Origin of the sequence: Eubacterium xylanophilum ATCC 35991, from assembly GCF_000518685.1 — a bacterium.
Lineage (GTDB): Bacteria > Bacillota > Clostridia > Lachnospirales > Lachnospiraceae > Eubacterium_F > Eubacterium_F xylanophilum.
Window position 1 is genome coordinate 202058 of sequence record NZ_JAEB01000001.1, and the last position, 16848, is coordinate 218905.

Consider the following 16848-nt stretch of genomic DNA (forward strand, 5'->3'; position numbering starts at 1 on the left):
GATTAAGGCAAAGTGCTGTAGAAACAAAGCAATAAGCGAAAGGAGGTTTATACTGTGAAAGTTAGATCTTCAGTAAAACCAATTTGCGAAAAGTGCAAAGTTATCAAGAGAAAGGGTCGCGTTAGAATTATCTGCGAGAACCCAAAACACAAGCAAAGACAGGGCTAAGAATTTATCTGATGCTTGGAGCGTGTGGCTTTAGGCTGTATATATGATAGAAGTCTTGCTTTCTGTGTTACAATATATACCGCCGTCATCGGTATACATTGTGATATCATAGCGCTAATGCTTTTACATTTCTCTGAATTAGATAAAGGAATTATTTAAGTTTTCTTATGTAAAGCATTGTTATGATTTAAAGCGGCTGCGAGAAAGTGGAGTGATCTGTGAAGCTTTCTCAACATGAAGTAATTGCACATATGTGCGGAAATTTTAAAGAAAATATGGAGGTGTAAAGTACACATGGCTCGTATCAGTGGTGTAGATTTACCAAGAGAAAAACGTGTAGAGATAGGTCTTACCTATATTTATGGTATCGGTCTTGCAAGCTCCAAGAGAATCTTGGCAGAAGCTAATGTAGATCCTGATATCCGTTGTAAAGATCTTAGCGATGAAGATGTAGCTAAGATTCGTGATGTTATTGACAGAACTCAGGTTGTTGAGGGTGACCTTCGTAGAGAGATTGCTCTTAATATCAAGAGACTACAAGAAATCGGATGCTACAGAGGAATTCGTCATAGAAAGGGACTTCCTGTTCGTGGTCAGAAGACTAAGACTAATGCCAGAACAAGAAAAGGACCAAAGCGTACTGTAGCTAATAAGAAGAAATAATTAGGAGGTTTTGTCAATGGCTAAGAAAGTTGCAAAAAAAGTGACTAAAAAACGTGTCAAGAAGAATATTGACCGTGGACAAGCGCACATTCAGTCATCTTTTAATAATACAATCGTAACTCTGACAGATATGCAGGGAAATGCTATTTCCTGGGCAAGTGCAGGTGGACTTGGATTCCGTGGATCTAGAAAGTCTACTCCATATGCTGCGCAGATGGCAGCAGAGACAGCAGCAAAGGCTGCTTTGCCACATGGATTGAAGTCAGTAGAGGTAATGGTTAAGGGACCTGGTTCAGGTAGAGAAGCTGCAATCCGTGCTATTCAGGCTTGCGGAATTGAAGTAACAAGTATTCAGGATGTTACACCTGTTCCACACAATGGTTGTAGACCACCAAAACGTAGAAGAGTTTAATTGTTATACAGATTTAGGAGGTATTAAAAATGGCAGTAGATCGTACGCCTGTTTTGAAAAGATGTAGATCTCTTGACTTGGATCCAGTATATCTTGGAATTGATAAGAAGTCTAAGAGAAATGCTAGAAGTGGAAGAAAATTAAGCGAGTACGGAACACAGTTGAAGGAAAAGCAGAAAGCTAAGTTCATCTATGGTGTACTCGAGAAGCCTTTCCGTAACTACTATGCAAAGGCTCAGAAGTTAAAATATGGTACAGTTGGTGAGAATCTTATGATCCTCCTTGAGCTCAGACTTGACAATGTTATGTTCCGTCTTGGTTATGGAAGAACAAGAAAAGAAGCTCGTCAGATCGTAGATCACAAGCATGTACTTGTAAATGGTAAGCCAGTAAACATTCCTTCATATCAGGTTAAAGCTGGTGATGTTATTGAAATCAAAGAAAAGTTCAAAGGAGCACAGAGATATAAAGATATCCTCGAGGTAACAGGAGCTCGTATGGTACCTGCTTGGTTAGAGGCAGACCATGAGAATCTTAAGGGAACTGTAACACAGGTTCCTACAAGAGCTGAGATCGATGTTCCAGTTAATGAGGTGCTTATCGTCGAGTTGTACTCCAAGTAATAAAAATCCCAAAAGGAGGGTCCTAGAGTGTTTGAATTTGAAAAGCCACGTATTGAAATTGCAGAGATTTCTGAAGACAAGAAATATGGTCGTTTTGTAGTAGAACCACTTGAAAGAGGATACGGAACAACTTTGGGTAATTCTTTGAGAAGAATAATGCTCTCATCTCTTCCAGGTACTGCTGTTAGTCATATTCGTATTGACGGCGTTGTACATGAGTTTAGTGCAATACCTGGAGTAAAGGAAGATGTTACTGAGATCGTTATGAACATCAAGAGCCTTGCTATTAAGAATACAAGTGAGGACTTTGGTGAGATTAAGACTATGTACATCGAAGCTGAAGGCGAGGGCGTTGTTACAGCAGCTGACATCAAGTGTGACTCTGATATTGAGATTATCAATAAGGATCAGGTTATCGCTACTTTGAACGGTGGTGCTGACTGTAAACTTAGCATTGAGATGACTGTTGTAAATGGTCGTGGATATGTAAGTTCTGATAAGAATAAGAGAGAGGAGATGGCGGTTGACGTCATTCCGATTGATTCCATATTTACTCCAATTGAGAGAGTAAATATCTCTATAGAGAATACTCGTGTAGGTCAGATGACTGATTATGACAAGTTGACATTGGATGTATTCACTAATGGAACACTTGCTCCAGACGAGGCTGTCAGCCTTGCTGCCAAGGTTATGAGTGAGCATCTCAATACATTTATTGATTTGTCAGAGAGAGCATCAAATGCGGTTATCATCGCAGAGCCTATCGAGGAAGAGTCCGGCAAAGTGCTTCAGATGAGCATTGATGAACTTGAGCTTTCAGTTCGTTCATTTAACTGCTTGAAGAGAGCCGGAATCAACACTGTTGAGGAAATTACAGAGAAGACTCCAGAAGAGATGGTTGGTATCAGAAACCTTGGAAGAAAGTCTCTTGAAGAGGTTATTGCCAAGCTTGAAGATCTGGGCTTAAGTCTTAAGAAGAACGAAGAATAATAGATAATAATTTAGGAGGATTGTAAGATGGCAGGTTATAGAAAGCTCGGAAGAACAGCTAGCCAGCGTAAAGCATTGCTTCGCAACCAGGTAACAAATCTTCTTTATCATGGAAAGATCGTTACTACAGAAGCTAAGGCTAAGGAGATCCGCAAGATCGCTGAGCATATGATAGCTATGGCAGTTCGCGAGAAAGATAATTTTGAGACAATTACTAAGACTGTCAAGGTTCCACAGAAAGATAAAGATGGAAAGCGTGTTAAGGAAGTTAAAGACGGTAAGAAAGTTACTGTATTTGACGAAGTAGAGAAGTCTATCAAGAAGGAGAACCCTTCAAGAATTCACGCTAGACGTCAGATGAATAAGATGCTTTATGGTATCACAGAAGTTCCAACTACTACAGCTGGAAAGAAAAAGGGAACAAAGACTGTTGATGTTGCAAGCAAGCTCTTTGATGAGATTGCTCCAAAGTATGCAGATCGCAAGGGTGGTTACACACGTATCATCAAGATCGGACCACGTAAGGGCGATGCAGCTATGGAAGTTGTAATTGAATTAGTATAATTAGTTCTGTATAATATATGATAATCCACAGTTTAGATAAGCTGTGGATTATTTTGTTCTATGGCAATGTATAAGGAGAAAAACAGCTTTGAATAAACAAAAAAATTGTATTATTGATATGAAAAATATATCCTTTGAATATATCAGAAGAAGCGCTGATGGCCAGGAGATATTAGGTGAACAGAAAGTCCTGGAGGGGTTTAATATAAAGATTTTTGAGGGGAGTTTTATCGCGATAAAAGGCGCTAATGGAGTAGGTCTTACGACATTAGGTAGATTGATATGTGGTAAGCTTATTCCCGGTGAAGGAGATATGACGGTATGCGGATATGATATATTCGATGCCTCAGAGAGAGAAGAAATTAAGAAGATAGTGGGAATGACAGAGAGTAATCCGGCGGAATATTTTACTCAAACACTTATACGCGAAGAAGCCGCGTATTCATGGGGCAAAGAATTGCTCAGGATAACGGGCTTGTATGAGAAGAAAAATAGTACAATTGATAAGCTGTCATATGGAGAGAAGTCTTGTCTTGGAATAGCTTCTGTGCTGGCGTCTAAGCCACGTATTGCCGTATTTGATCAAGCTGCAGCTGGCATTGACAGCGACAAGAAGATAAAGATAATAGATTATATAGCTGGGCTGTGTGAGAAAGAAGGTTTGACTGCAATTTGGTTAACCAATAATTCTATGGAAGAGGAGATAATAAATGTCAATAATCCTGAGTGGAGTGGAGTATACCTATGATAGCCACGGGACAATGAGTAATCTTGCGTTATATGATATAAATATGAATGTGGAAAAGGGCGAGAAGTTTGTGATTCTTGGCGGCAATGGCTCTGGAAAGACGACCCTATTAAATATAATTAGTGGATTGATTCTGCCTACAGATGGGAAGGTATACTGGAGAGGTAAGGATATTAGCGAAAAAGATTTTTCTATGAGGGAATACCGCATGTGCGCCGGTATTATAACTCAGGACTTTGAGAGTCAGTTTACAGGGAGAACGGTGGAAGAGGACGTCAGAAATGGGATGGGAAGCCTTGATAGAAAGCTAGAATGCGACCTAAGAGTCTTTAAGGCCTTGGAGAAAATGGGGATAGGTGAAGATTTGCTCGATATATCGCCTGGTGTCCTCTCCTATTCTCAGAAAAAACGCGTATTGCTGGCAGGAGTCCTAGCTAAGAGGCCTGAACTGTTGATAATAGACGACTTTTCTCTAGGGCTGGATGAAGAGAGCAGATCTGAAATTTGGGGCATTATAGAGGAAATGGTGGCTGAGAATAACTCTACTGTAATACTCGCAACAACATCCAAGGAGGATGCCGAAAAGATGGGTGGTCATGGGATAGTGCTCGAATCAGGAAGAATAAAAGAGTTTTTTTGATATAAAGGATTGATGGAGAAAAAATATGAGTAAATTAGAGCTTGGAAATTACCATAATATCAAATCTATTATTCACCAATTGAATCCGAGGATCAAGATATTGGTGATTTTGATTATGATAATATCGTGTATTTTTGCCAAGAATTATATATATTTATCGGTGTGTTTGGCGGTAGTGTTTGTGGGATATAACATGGCAAAGATTCCGGTACACAAAGCCCTTTCGGGGACAAGAGGATTGATAATTATTATTGTAATGATAGCGCTTATAAATGCTTTGTTTCGCGGGGGACAAGTTGTATTTGAGTGGTTGAATTTTAGATTGACAATTGAGGGCATAAATATGGGAGTGAGAATTCTGATAAAATCAGTTGTATTTATATGGGGCATCTCTCTCGTTACTTTTACAACTACTAATGCGGAACTTGTGGAGGGTTTTGAATTTGTTCTCGGCTTTTTGAGGATTTTTGGCATTAATGTGAAAGTGGTATCGATTTTTGTCGCGGTTTGGCTTGGCTTTCCTCAAGCTGCCACAAGGGAGTCGAGAAAAATAGTCCGCTCCAGGGAAATCCGCGGAATATTTTCCCGAGAAGAGAGAATAGATGTGAGAGTTAAGCTAGAGCTTATGCGAGTGAGAGATTCACTTGCCGGGGCTTATGGTCGGATGGGCGCTATGAGGGAAGAGATGATATATAAGATTGGAGAAAATGAGAGTGGCAGGAGGATGAGATGAGAGTAAAGCTAGTTATTGCCTATGATGGCACTAATTATCATGGATGGCAGATTCAAAATAACGGCGAGACAATTCAAGGGAAAATTGTGGAGGCTATAAAAAGTGTCACGGGCCAGCTTGTGGAGGTTATAGGGGCCAGTAGGACAGATGCGGGAGTGCATGCCTATGGAAATGTTGCCATATTTGACATTGAGTCGAGGATTCCCGCTGAGAAATTTGCAGGGGCACTCAACAGTTATCTCCCTGACGATATAAGGATTGTTGAGTCGAGTCTTGTGACAGATGATTTTAATCCCAGATTTGTAAAGGGAGTAAAGACCTATGAGTATAGGATTTTTAATGCGCCATATGATTTGCCTACAATTACTGGGCATAGCCAGTATGTGAGATATGATATGGATACCGAGCTTATGAGAAAAGCTGCCACCGAGTTTGTGGGAGAACATGATTTTTCTGCATTTTGTTCTGCGGGAAGCCAGGTAAAGAGCAAAGTGAGAAATGTTAGAAGTGTGGAGATCCTCTCTGAAAAGGTGGATTATGCGAGAGATGCAAAACTTATCAGAATTCGTGTGACAGGAGATGGATTTCTCTATAATATGGTGCGGATTATGGCGGGAACGTTAGTTGAGATAGGATGTGGGCGAAGAAGTATTGGTGATCTGAGAGAAGCACTGAAAACAGGGGAGAGAACTAAAGCCGGGAGAACGGCACCTGCAAAAGGTTTGACCCTCATGGAGATAAAGTATGAATAATTTGCGAAAGCTGGAAAAATGTAGTATAATTGAGAGTGAACATTTAACTCTGACATAGTCAGGAAGTTTGATTGAGGAGGAAGAAAATGAAGAAAGTACTATCTGCAGTATTGGCGTTGGCTATGGCTGTCAGCCTGGTTGCCACACCGGATGGAGCGCAGGCAGCAAAAAAGATGAAGCTGTCCAAGGTTAAGGCCAAGCTCAAAGTCGGTAAAACGCTTAAGCTCAAGGTTAAGAACAAAAAAGGAAAAGTAACTTGGAAGTCTACTAAGAAGAAGGTTGCAACCGTATCCAAGAAGGGCGTGGTTAAGGCTCTTAAAAAGGGAAAGGCTATTATCAAGGCAACAGTTAAGAGGGGCAAGAAAAAGCAAGTATTAAAGTGCAAGATCACAGTTGTCAATAAGAAAAAGACCAAGAAGAAGGCGAGTGCCACTGTAGCGCCAAAAGCTGCAACACCTACGCCGGCTATTATGACAAGCAAACCTATGCCATCAGAGACACCGGTGCCTGTTGATGTTAATAATGCTAAGCTCTGGAATGACAAGGATGGAGTATTTGATATAAGTGGTATTTCTTTTGGAGAAGACAAGCATATATATCAATATATAGACTCAAAAGTATGTGTCATAGATGGCAAAGAAAAAAGAATTAAAAATGTAGTCAAGGATTTGAAAAAGTGCGCATTTGATGTGAAACTTGGCGATAAAACTGTCAAAAATGTGGTTATTGACAAGATTTCACATTCCAATGAGCCTTGGTTTAGTGATGGTAATATCGAAGATTATTACTCCTTCAATCTCTACGTATACAAGGATGGAGTGACCTATTATCGCACATTCTTCATGATGGTATCATCGGGGGATTATGGTGTATATAGCATTGAAAATTTGGAGTTTTCTGATTTTAGTTACGATGGTAAAAAGATTGAATTAGAAAAAGCCATAGATAAGTTTAATACATTTTACTTTAATCTGGGAGACAATAAGTCAATCAAGGAATTGATTCCGGATATTAAAAAGGTGACGTTCAAAGCCACATGCGGTGGGGAAAAGTTTGAGAATGCAAAAATAGTCCATTGTCAGTGGATTGGCGATTCAATGTACAAGAATAACAAAGATGAGGGTTATTATTCTTGCATAATGAATGGAAAAATCAAGGGTGATGATACAATGATCAGGGTTGTTTTTGCTGAGTACAACAGCGCTATTATGATCAATAGAATCGTTGATTCATCTTTGAAACCGCTGGATATAGTTGATTTTTCCAATAAGGATAAGCACAAGATTCTCGTCAAACTCAGAAAAGGAGAGAGTCTCAAGGATAAGTTTAAAGCACTTGACTCAGAGTATAATGTCAGTGTTCTTTACAAAAACAAGGTCTATCATAATGTGGAATTAAAGAACTTCAAGTGGAGTGATGTTCCTAAGTATGAGGATATTTCCGATGAGGGATGCTATTCATTTGATGTGGAAATAATTGATAATGGCAAGACGGTTAAGAGAACATTTTACCTGTGTGCAGTTCACAGCTATATGGATACTCCGGAAGCAAATAATACAGAGTCTCACACGTTAAGTGGGGTAATGACCGATGAGGATGGAAATCCATGTGCCAATGAGGAATTGAACATTTATAAGAGAATATACGAAGACGGCGAGTATTATTTTAGCCATTTCGAGTATGTAGAGACTGATTCAAATGGAAAATATTCACGTGAGTTGAGTCAGGGTGAATACTATATAGCAGATAAATTGCACGTAAATGACAGGATGTTTACTATAACTGATTCAGATGTTGTAATTGATTTGAGAACTAATTTTGTCAAAACAAATATTGCGATTACTTTGAATGGCAAGCCGTTGTCAGATAATTATATAACGCTGTATGTTGGAAATTCAGAGGACGACCAGTCTTTGTATCTGAATCTTGATAAGGATGGAAAGACAACATGTTACCTGCCTGAGGGAAGAGTTGCAGTTAACTTCGAAGAGGACTATGTGGAAAAACAAGTTGTCAAATCTCAGGACATTAGTGTGGATTTTGGATATACACAGGTATCCGGAAATGCATATTCAGCAAACGGCGATATAATAGAGGATGGCTCAATCAAGTTTGTACAAGAAGGTGTTGAAAGTAGCAGTAGAGCATATATATGGCAGGGAAAATATTCCTGCTTCATCAAAAGTGATGCTGACGCTGACCTCATATATGAATATTGTGATAAATCTGTAACTTTGGGACATATCAGTGCAACAAAAGATCCGGTTAGTAAGGATTTAAATGTTCCGCTTTACAAGATTACAGCTACATTGAAATCGGCGAATGGTATGAGTGTTTCAGGAGAATCTGTGCATTTTGATTGTCAAAATCCTGACATTATTCATAGTGGAGAGGACGACGAGCCGGGAAATGTAGAATATGCGAGAACAGACAAGCACGGAGTGGCTTCCATCATGGTTCTTCCGGGAGAATATGACGTCTATGCTCCATATGCAAGGGAGGATTCTTCCGAAAAGAGCTCAGTGGAAGTAACTGATAGTGATGTCAATGTGGACGTTGTTTTGAAAGCAGACTTCTATCACGTCAGAGGAAAAGTTTCTGCGCTGGGAGAGGTTCAGACCTCAAGAAAGCTTACATTTGTGAATAGCAAGGACAAGTATGCCGATAGACAGAGTGTGGTTACAGATGAGGACGGATACTATGATATTCTTCTCAAGAAAGGCGAGTACAAGGTATATCCAAACGTTTGCTCAAAGGCGGCAAAGGTTATCACAGTAGATAAGGATATGAATATCGACCTTGACTTTGAAATGTATAGAATATATGGTACTGTTACTACTAATGGAGAAATCAAGCGCGGTGATGCTTATAGTGTAAAAGTGTTCAAGAAACTATCTCCGGAAGAGGGGACTAAGAAGATTAGGTCCAAGGATCTCTATTGCAATGGAAGTTATAGTTTCTGGATAGCAGAAAAGGGCGATGTGACCATATACTTCGACAATGACCGTGTTGCCGATGTGACTATTGATAAGCTCAATACGAGAGTTGATGTTGCAAACAAAGTATATAATGTCAGCGGCAAGGTTACGAATTGCAAAGATGATACAGTATATATTGAGTTTCGTCGCAAAGAAACGGGGACGGGCAAATGGTTTATAACAACCGAGAAAGACAATTATGCATATTCAGTTGATATGCCAAAGGGCGAGTATGAGATTCGCATTAACGATCTGGTAGTGGATACACTGGTTGTGGAGGATAATGACACAATGCAGGATATTAAGGCGCCTACGTTGTATGAAGTAAAGCTAGACCTAACAATCAATGGTACCAAGAGCATTCGCGAAGGTATTGTTGTATACAAGCATGATGGATACAAAGAAAAGATCATGTATGACTATTGTGATGTAGGTCCTAGTGGAACAGTATATCTTCCTGCCGGCAAGTACAGCTTTGCCTTTTACTCCGAAGAGTATGTGTCTAGTGGAGAGACTGCTGTCTTTGAAATTGATGAGGACACAGACGTAGTTTATGACTATTTAACTTGAAACCAGTATAAAAGAGAACACTCCTGAGGGGTGTTCTCTTATACATTATACGTAAAAAATGTTCCGCGGAATTTTTTTGAAAATTGGACGAAAAATTTCTTGACAAAGGCAAATCGATATTGTATAATTAATCTTGTCGTTGCGAAGTGACGCGAAAGACATGGGATCTTAGCTCAGCTGGGAGAGCACCTGCCTTACAAGCAGGGGGTCACAGGTTCGAGCCCTGTAGGTCCCATATTTCTCGAAAGAGGTTAATTGTATATGGCGGGATAGCTCAGTTGGCAAGAGCACACGGTTCATACCCGTGGTGTCGCTGGTTCGAATCCAGTTCCCGCTACTTTGGTAATATGGTGCATAGCGAGGCTGTGCACCTTTTTTTGGAAACGCATACTGCTGGTCTTACAAGCTTTGCTTGTAAGACATTTTTTGGAATAAGGAAAGCATGAGTAGGAGGAATAGCATATGAGAGTTGGTTTGGGCTATGATGTACACAAATTCGCAGAAAACCGCAAACTTATTATAGGTGGAATAGATATTCCTTATGAACGCGGCCTTTTGGGACATTCTGATGCAGACGTGTTGACACATGCGATCATGGATGCTCTTCTTGGAGCGTTGGCGCTGGGAGACATCGGAAAACACTTTCCCGATACAGATCCCGAGTACAAAGATATCTCGAGTATCAAACTGTTGGAACATGTAATGAAACTGATAAATAGCAAGGGATATAAGGTGGGAAATATAGATGCAATTATCATTGCCCAGGCGCCTAAAATGTTGCCTTATATGGATAATATAAGAGAAAAATTAGCAGAAACTATGGGTATTTCGATAGATCAACTTTCTGTCAAAGCCACCACGGAAGAGGGACTTGGTTTCACGGGAAGAAAAGAGGGAATAGCATCTCAGGCAGTATGTATGTTGGTGCCAATTCAATAGTAGTCTCAAGTAAATAGAATTAAGATTCGAAGGGAATTAGAGATGGATAGGAATAGAGAATTAGATAATAATAATGAGTTTCAGCTCGAGGGAAGACATGCAGTAAGAGAGGCCTTTGATGCGGAAAAACCTGTGGACAGAATATTTGTCCAAAAGGGGCTAAATGACGGCCCTATTTCCACAATCATCAGAGAGGCCAAGAAAGTGGGCACGCTGATTGACTTTGTGCCAAAGGAAAGACTTGATATGATGAGTGACACCGGAAAGCATCAGGGCGTAATCGCCAAAGTTTCGGCATTTGCTTATAGCACAGTGGATGATATGTTTGATTTGGCGGAAAAGAAAGGTGAATCCCCTTTTATATTTATCCTTGACGGTATCGAAGATCCCCATAATCTCGGCGCGATTATCAGAACGGCTAACCTGGCCGGGGCTCATGGTGTGATCATCCAGAAGAGGAGAGCTGTGGGGATAACGGCTACGGTTGTGAAGGCATCCGCCGGAGCGATACACTACACCCCTGTGGCAAAAGTGACCAATATAAGCAATACGATGGAAGAACTCAAAGAACGAGGCCTGTGGTTTGCCTGCGCGGATATGGATGGTGAGATAATCTATGACCAAAATCTCACAGGTTCTCTCGGAATCGTGATAGGAAAAGAGGGCAAGGGAGTGTCCCGCTTAGTTAAGGAACACTGCGATTTTGTGTCGAGAATCCCAATGTTCGGCGATATAGATTCATTGAACGCCTCTGTGGCAGCCGGAGTCATGGCGTTTGAGGTTGTGAGACAGAGACTGGCACGGAAAAGTAGTTTGTAAGACCAAAAAAAGAAGCATGGAAAAACCATGCTTCTCTTAAGCTAGCGACGGGAATCGAACCCGTGACCTCATCACTACCAATGATGTGCGCTACCGACTGTGCCACGCCAGCTTACTTTTAATATAATACATTAATGTTGCAAGAAAATCAAGTACTTTTTTGAAAGGATTACAAATTGGAGAATTTGAGAAGCAAAAAACAGATTTTTATAGCGCATATTTTCACCTACTTTAACTTCCTAAACCTTGCCTTAGCTGCGCTGATTATCATATCAGGGCAGTATAAAAACATGCTTTTTATGGGAATTGTTGTATCTAATTCTGCTATAGGCATATATCAAGAATTAAAAGTCAAGAAACTCATAGATGCTCTATCAGTTGTGACAGCCTTGAAAGCCAAGAGGTTAGATATTGGTCGTGGGAATATTTTACCTACAGATGTAGAAAGTGTTTCTGTAGAAGATGTGATGATTGAGGACTTGCAAGTTGGTGATTTTATCAAATTGAGCACGGGAGATCAGATTCCTGTGGACTGTGAGGTTGAGGTGTCAAGAGGATTTGAGGCCAATGAATCCTTGCTGACAGGTGAGTCAAATGCAATTAAAAAGGAAAAAGGTGACAAGCTTTACTCCGGGAGCAGCGCAGTTGCCGGAACTGTATATGCCAGGGTGATTCATGTGGGTGAGGATAACTATGCCTCGACTATTGTAAAGAAAGCTAGAACGAAGCGCAGAGCGACGTCGGAGATGCAAAATACGATTAAGAGAATTATAAAGGTTGTGGGAATCGCTATAGCACCTATCGGTCTTATTTTGTACTATATTCAGCGCTATCAGACAAGCAATACGATTTCTGATTCGCTGGTAAATACGGTTGCGGGTGTGCTTGGAATGATCCCCGAGGGTTTGGTGCTGTTGACAAGTATCTCATTTATATTGGGTGTGGGGCGATTGGCTAAGAAAAAGGCCTTGGTCCAGGAAATGGAGGCTATCGAGGCTTTGGCACGAGTTGAAGTCCTTTGTCTTGACAAAACAGGAACCATCACCAGCGGAGAGCTCAATGTGGAGGAAACTAGGCTTTTGACTGATATCTCACAGGCTGAGTTTGATAATATAATATCAAGTATAATTGGTGCATTTGAAGAGAGCAATGCTACCGGAAGAGCGTTAGCTGCACGGTTTACCGCCGCAGGCACCATGGAAATTGCAGAGGGAATTCCATTCAGCTCGGAGAGAAAATATATGGGTGTTGAGGTACTTGAAAACGGAGAGCGCATAAGTTATTTGCTTGGAGCGCCGGAGTATCTCACCGATGACAAAGTGGTTTTGGCGGATATTGGGGAGTTTGAGAATCAGGGGATGAGAGTGATTCTCCTTGTGAGACACTCTTCTGATGCGGTGGTTGCGCTTGGATACGTAGTTATGTCTGATGTAATTAAAGCCGATGCTCCCGACACATTTCGCTTTTTTGAGAAAAATGGCGTGGATTTAAAGGTAATCTCCGGCGATAATCCAAGAACTGTCTCGATGATAGCCGGCAAGGCAGGCCTCAAGAATGCCGACGCTTACGTGGATGCCAGGGAACTGCCTGACGATGAATCAATTAACGAAGAAGCTTTAAAATACACCGTCTTCGGGAGAGTTTCTCCGGAGAAGAAACGCCTCCTGATAAAGGCTTTCGAGGCAGATGACAAGGTGACTGCCATGATTGGCGACGGAGTAAACGATGTGCTGGCCCTAAAGGATGCAGATTGCGGAATCGCCATGGCAGCCGGAAGTGATGCGGCAAAGCAGACTGCTCACATCGTCTTGATGGATTCGAATTTTGCATCCCTCAAGGATGTCGTTGCCGAGGGAAGAACCATAATATCGAATATAGAGAGAGTAAGTGCTCTATATCTCACCAAGACAGTATACTCCCTCCTCTTGTGCATTATATTCATCATAATGCGAGAAAGATATCCATTTATACCGATTCAGCTCAGTTTAATCGGGGGATTAACCATAGGAGTTCCAAGTTTTCTCCTGGCCTTTGAGAGACACGAAGAGGCAATATCAAAGGGCTTTAGAAGGCACGTCTTATCTATAAGCGTTCCGGCCGCAGTAATCCTAACAATTATTCTTGTTGCCAATACATTGTTGCGTGGAATGTTAGGTTACGGTGAAGCTGTAGCCACGCTTGTAAATTTCTTCGCAGGAGCAGCTGTAGGCTTCGGAGTTCTTATAAGAGTATGCCTGCCGATGACCAAACTTCGCGCCACCATGTGCGCAGTTCTCGTGGGTGCATTTGTGCTGGCTGTAATGTTGATGCCGAAGTTCTTTGGACTTGGGCTTTGAGGGACTTGGGGGATGTTTTGGTTTTTTGGAGGACTTTTGTGTTAGTGATGTTTTGGCTTTTGGGGAGTTTTTACGGCTAGATTCTTGGATTTGACAGAATTAGCCGTACCATGTGCTTTTTTTGACTGTTTCGTTCATTCTTTCTTGCCAAGAATACGGCTAGAATTGAAGATTTTTGAGTTTTAGCCGTATTTCAATTCAAAAGTCTATGAAAGAATCTTAATATAAGTTTTGAATTACGGCAAAATTGTGTGATTTTTGAAATCTAGCCGTAAAATCTTTTGGATAAGCGTGACACGATTTTGAATTTGTCTGGGGCGTACGGCAATTTTTTTATAATCAGTTAATCTAGCCGTAAATTGCTCCTGAGTAGCGCGAACAAGAACAACAAGAATATTTTTCTTAAAATCTCTTGACAGATAGATTTTTCTATGATAAGATAATCGAGGTAATGAAAGCAGAGTTATCCACTCTCACCTTGCCGCGTGGCTTAGCCATTGCGAGTATGGTCATATTATAATAATATCATATTGGTATGAATGTATAATTTATGTGGATAGCTGGCTTATAGACAGCTATTTTTTTGTGCGATTCTTGGGGAATTCGCAGAGAACGGAGCGCAAGACTGCGGTCGTCGGAGATGTGTTCCGTGGCTAGAAAAGGATTTGGAGGTATAGAGTTATTAGCGATTTAATGATTAATGAGCAGATCCGCGATAAGGAAGTACGCGTGATTGACTCAAACGGTGAACAGTTGGGAATTATGTCAGCGAAAGAAGCATACTTTAAGGCTAAAGATGCAGGACTTGATCTTGTAAAGATTGCTCCTAATGCAAAGCCACCGGTATGTAAGATCATCAATTATGGTAAGTATCGTTACGAGCAGGCTCGTAAAGAAAAAGAGGCAAGAAAGAAACAGAGAACAATTGATGTTAAGGAGATTCGTTTGTCTCCAAATATCGATGTGAATGATCTTAATACAAAGGCAAACCAGGCCCGCAAGTTCCTTACTAAAGGTGACAAGGTAAAGGTGTCGCTCCGTTTTCGTGGTCGTGAGATGGCTCACAAGAACGTAGGACGAGAAGTTCTTGACAATTTCTTCGAGAAACTCGAGGACATTGCTGTTATCGACAAAGACCCTAAGATGGAAGGCAGAAGCATGGTTATGTTTATAATGCCTGCGAAGTAATTAGAATTTGAATACTAAATATGGAGGAATGAACAATGGCAAATCAGAAAATGAAGACAAAGAGAGCCGCTGCTAAGCGTTTCAAAGTTACCGGAAGTGGCAAATTAGTTCGTAACAAGGCGAACAAGAGTCACATCCTTACAAAGAAGACTACTAAGAGAAAGAGAAATCTTAGAAAGCAAACTGAAGTTGATGCTACTAACGTTAAAACAATGAAGAAAATCATGCCATATATTTAATGGTTCTTTGAAGGAGGTAATTTAGAATGGCTAGAATTAAAGGCGGTTTGAACGCTAAGAAAAAGCATAAAAGAGTATTGAAGTTGGCTAAAGGTTATCGTGGAGCACGTTCAAAGCAGTATCGTATTGCTAAGCAGTCTGTTATGCGTGCACTCGAGACAAGTTATACAGGTAGAAAGCAGAGAAAGAGACAGTTTAGACGTCTTTGGATCGCTCGTATCAACGCTGCAGCAAGAATCAATGGACTTTCATACAGCAAGTTCATGTATGGTCTTAAGTTAGCTGAGGTTGATGTTAACCGTAAGATGCTTTCAGAGATGGCAATTAGTGATCCAGATGGATTCGCTACACTTGTTGACCTTGCAAAGAGCAAGCTTGCTTAATTTTATGTAAATATTGAATTTGATGAGAACTCCCGAGAGTTGGTCTTGGGGGTTCTTTTTTTGGGGGGAAACGCATATTGCTAGTCTTACTCACGTCGTTCGTAAGACAATAAACGCATATTGCTGGTCTTACAAGCTTTGCTTGTAAGACAATTATTGTAGAGCAATAAAAATAAACCACTGGCTATGCCGATGGTGACGATTCAAAATTGTAAATCTGTATGATTAGGCTTCAAGGCTCGTTTCTCTCCCCTCGCGGAAGATGGGGTGAGAGGGAACAAGAAAAAGGTCCAGTGGACCTTTTTCCCCGCTCACCGACCGAGGCAGTTCGCTGAAAGCGAAGCTGCCGAGACCTTGAAGCTGTGGATTCGGGGCTTCCGAAGGAAGCCAAAAAAAGAGATATGGCTCTTTAGAACCATATCTCTTTTTTATCTTCCTGCGGAAGATGGGACTTGAACCCACACGTTCGCAATGAACACAAGATCCTTAGTCTTGCTCGTCTGCCAGTTCCGACACTTCCGCATGCAATTTAACACTGCCTATCTATCATAACAAATAAATCGACATTTGTCAAATGTTTTTTGAAAAAAATTAAAAAAATTTCAGAAAAGATTGATCAGTACGGAAAAAGCCCTGAATTAGAGCTTTTCACTATCTAATACTTCCGAGATAAGTTCCACGCATCGGGATACGTTTCCGCTTAAGTAGAGATATCCCATCAATGCTTCGAAGCCGGTTGCTCGTCTGTAGTCTGCGACAGAGGCATTTTTGGCTACAGAGTGAGATTTGGCATTTCTACCTCGCTGGTATACCGCCCGTTCTTCTTCGCTTAGATATGGAAGAATTTCTTTTATAAGAAGAGATTGACTTCCGGCATTGACTAAACTGCTGGATTTTTTGTGCATTTTCTTGACATTTCCTCTGTATTTTTCTACGATTAGGGACCTTATGATGATTTCAAACACAGCATCGCCTATGTAAGCCAAGGTTAGAGCTGATAATTGGGCAATATCACAGTCCATCGGGCCGTAGCTTTGGTGAAGTAGATTTAGTATATCATTTTCTGAATAATCGATTTTGTTGTTGTTATTTTTCAAAATAAT

Annotated in this window: 18 protein-coding genes and 4 tRNA genes; 19 read left to right on the top strand and 3 right to left on the bottom strand. The window is 40.8% G+C overall.

The annotated features are described in order from the left end of the window. Positions 1-54: 54 nt before the first annotated feature. From rpmJ to rlmB, 15 genes are all read left to right on the top strand, one after another. A complete protein-coding gene (gene rpmJ, locus L877_RS0100905) occupies positions 55-168 on the top strand; it encodes a 50S ribosomal protein L36 (protein ID WP_022749217.1) in 114 nt (37 codons plus the stop codon). 294 nt (positions 169-462) lie between these two features. Further along, complete coding sequence (gene rpsM / locus L877_RS0100910) at positions 463-831, top strand: 30S ribosomal protein S13 (protein ID WP_026834490.1); 369 nt, start codon at positions 463-465, stop codon at positions 829-831. A gap of 16 nt (positions 832-847) precedes the next feature. Next, the gene (gene rpsK / locus L877_RS0100915) at positions 848-1243 is read left to right on the top strand and encodes a 30S ribosomal protein S11 (RefSeq protein WP_022341208.1); all 396 of its coding nucleotides are present in this window, start codon (positions 848-850) and stop codon (positions 1241-1243) included. Positions 1244-1272: 29 nt separating this feature from the next. Beyond that, positions 1273-1866, top strand: a complete 594-nt coding sequence (rpsD, locus tag L877_RS0100920; protein ID WP_026834491.1) for a 30S ribosomal protein S4 — start codon at positions 1273-1275, stop codon at positions 1864-1866. Positions 1867-1893: 27 nt separating this feature from the next. Then, positions 1894-2856 (top strand): DNA-directed RNA polymerase subunit alpha, encoded by a 963-nt coding sequence (locus L877_RS0100925; RefSeq protein WP_026834492.1) that lies wholly within the window; start codon positions 1894-1896, stop codon positions 2854-2856. Positions 2857-2883: 27 nt separating this feature from the next. Further along, positions 2884-3420 carry a bL17 family ribosomal protein gene (locus tag L877_RS0100930; protein ID WP_026834493.1) on the top strand — a complete coding sequence of 179 codons (537 nt, stop codon included), beginning with the start codon at positions 2884-2886 and terminating at the stop codon, positions 3418-3420. Between the two features lie 88 nt (positions 3421-3508). Then, positions 3509-4168 carry an ATP-binding cassette domain-containing protein gene (locus L877_RS0100935; protein ID WP_026834494.1) on the top strand — a complete coding sequence of 220 codons (660 nt, stop codon included), beginning with the start codon at positions 3509-3511 and terminating at the stop codon, positions 4166-4168. Beyond that, entirely contained in the window at positions 4131-4808 is a 678-nt protein-coding gene (locus L877_RS11625; protein WP_051437592.1) for an energy-coupling factor ABC transporter ATP-binding protein, read from the top strand. The genes L877_RS0100935 and L877_RS11625 overlap by 38 nt, the downstream gene beginning before the upstream one ends. Before the next feature lie 25 nt (positions 4809-4833). Further along, the gene (locus L877_RS0100945) at positions 4834-5541 is read left to right on the top strand and encodes an energy-coupling factor transporter transmembrane component T family protein (RefSeq protein ID WP_026834495.1); all 708 of its coding nucleotides are present in this window, start codon (positions 4834-4836) and stop codon (positions 5539-5541) included. Next, entirely contained in the window at positions 5538-6293 is a 756-nt protein-coding gene (gene truA, locus L877_RS0100950) for a tRNA pseudouridine(38-40) synthase TruA (protein ID WP_026834496.1), read from the top strand. Before L877_RS0100945 ends, truA begins: the two co-directional genes overlap by 4 nt. A gap of 86 nt (positions 6294-6379) precedes the next feature. Beyond that, the gene (locus tag L877_RS13235; RefSeq protein WP_026834497.1) at positions 6380-9841 is read left to right on the top strand and encodes an Ig-like domain-containing protein; all 3462 of its coding nucleotides are present in this window, start codon (positions 6380-6382) and stop codon (positions 9839-9841) included. Positions 9842-10003: 162 nt separating this feature from the next. Further along, positions 10004-10076 (top strand) — tRNA-Val (locus L877_RS0100960). Between the two features lie 28 nt (positions 10077-10104). Further along, positions 10105-10178: transfer RNA gene (locus L877_RS0100965), tRNA-Met, on the top strand. A 125-nt stretch (positions 10179-10303) separates the two neighbouring features. After that, positions 10304-10780, top strand: coding sequence for a 2-C-methyl-D-erythritol 2,4-cyclodiphosphate synthase (ispF, locus tag L877_RS0100970; RefSeq protein WP_026834498.1), 477 nt, complete (start codon positions 10304-10306; stop codon positions 10778-10780). A gap of 42 nt (positions 10781-10822) precedes the next feature. Then, on the top strand, positions 10823-11599 hold the full coding sequence (gene rlmB / locus L877_RS0100975; protein WP_026834499.1) for a 23S rRNA (guanosine(2251)-2'-O)-methyltransferase RlmB: 777 nt from the start codon (positions 10823-10825) through the stop codon (positions 11597-11599). Between the two features lie 39 nt (positions 11600-11638). On the opposite strand, the gene L877_RS0100980 is transcribed toward rlmB, so the two are convergent. Then, positions 11639-11711 (bottom strand) — tRNA-Thr (locus L877_RS0100980). A 73-nt stretch (positions 11712-11784) separates the two neighbouring features. Between L877_RS0100980 and L877_RS11635 the strand changes: the two genes are divergently transcribed. The 4 genes from L877_RS11635 to rplT all read left to right on the top strand — a co-directional run bounded on the left by L877_RS11635 (position 11785) and on the right by rplT (position 15745). Beyond that, a complete protein-coding gene (locus L877_RS11635) occupies positions 11785-13935 on the top strand; it encodes an HAD-IC family P-type ATPase (protein ID WP_169729777.1) in 2151 nt (716 codons plus the stop codon). A gap of 693 nt (positions 13936-14628) precedes the next feature. Next, complete coding sequence (gene infC, locus L877_RS0100990) at positions 14629-15123, top strand: translation initiation factor IF-3 (protein WP_026834500.1); 495 nt, start codon at positions 14629-14631, stop codon at positions 15121-15123. A 35-nt stretch (positions 15124-15158) separates the two neighbouring features. Beyond that, on the top strand, positions 15159-15362 hold the full coding sequence (rpmI, locus tag L877_RS0100995) for a 50S ribosomal protein L35 (protein WP_026834501.1): 204 nt from the start codon (positions 15159-15161) through the stop codon (positions 15360-15362). Positions 15363-15388: 26 nt separating this feature from the next. Then, positions 15389-15745 carry a 50S ribosomal protein L20 gene (gene rplT, locus L877_RS0101000; RefSeq protein WP_026834502.1) on the top strand — a complete coding sequence of 119 codons (357 nt, stop codon included), beginning with the start codon at positions 15389-15391 and terminating at the stop codon, positions 15743-15745. Positions 15746-16182: 437 nt separating this feature from the next. Here the strand turns inward: rplT and L877_RS0101010 are convergent. Both L877_RS0101010 and L877_RS0101015 read right to left on the bottom strand, forming a co-directional pair. Next, positions 16183-16267 (bottom strand) — tRNA-Leu (locus tag L877_RS0101010). Between the two features lie 116 nt (positions 16268-16383). Then, positions 16384-16842 carry a Mini-ribonuclease 3 gene (locus L877_RS0101015; protein ID WP_242837096.1) on the bottom strand — a complete coding sequence of 153 codons (459 nt, stop codon included), beginning with the start codon at positions 16840-16842 and terminating at the stop codon, positions 16384-16386. Positions 16843-16848 lie beyond the last annotated feature (6 nt).

Excerpts from the sequence above, each read along its gene's own strand:
- rpsM (WP_026834490.1), top strand. The coding sequence starts at position 463 with ATGGCTCGTATCAGTGGTGTAGATTTACCAAGAGAAAAACGTGTAGAG.
- rpsK (WP_022341208.1), top strand. The coding sequence starts at position 848 with ATGGCTAAGAAAGTTGCAAAAAAAGTGACTAAAAAACGTGTCAAGAAG.
- rpsD (WP_026834491.1), top strand. The coding sequence starts at position 1,273 with ATGGCAGTAGATCGTACGCCTGTTTTGAAAAGATGTAGATCTCTTGAC.
- L877_RS0100930 (WP_026834493.1), top strand. The coding sequence starts at position 2,884 with ATGGCAGGTTATAGAAAGCTCGGAAGAACAGCTAGCCAGCGTAAAGCA.
- L877_RS11625 (WP_051437592.1), top strand. The coding sequence starts at position 4,131 with ATGTCAATAATCCTGAGTGGAGTGGAGTATACCTATGATAGCCACGGG.
- L877_RS0100945 (WP_026834495.1), top strand. The coding sequence starts at position 4,834 with ATGAGTAAATTAGAGCTTGGAAATTACCATAATATCAAATCTATTATT.
- truA (WP_026834496.1), top strand. The coding sequence starts at position 5,538 with ATGAGAGTAAAGCTAGTTATTGCCTATGATGGCACTAATTATCATGGA.
- L877_RS13235 (WP_026834497.1), top strand. The coding sequence starts at position 6,380 with ATGAAGAAAGTACTATCTGCAGTATTGGCGTTGGCTATGGCTGTCAGC.
- ispF (WP_026834498.1), top strand. The coding sequence starts at position 10,304 with ATGAGAGTTGGTTTGGGCTATGATGTACACAAATTCGCAGAAAACCGC.
- rlmB (WP_026834499.1), top strand. The coding sequence starts at position 10,823 with ATGGATAGGAATAGAGAATTAGATAATAATAATGAGTTTCAGCTCGAG.
- infC (WP_026834500.1), top strand. The coding sequence starts at position 14,629 with ATGATTAATGAGCAGATCCGCGATAAGGAAGTACGCGTGATTGACTCA.
- rpmI (WP_026834501.1), top strand. The coding sequence starts at position 15,159 with ATGGCAAATCAGAAAATGAAGACAAAGAGAGCCGCTGCTAAGCGTTTC.
- rplT (WP_026834502.1), top strand. The coding sequence starts at position 15,389 with ATGGCTAGAATTAAAGGCGGTTTGAACGCTAAGAAAAAGCATAAAAGA.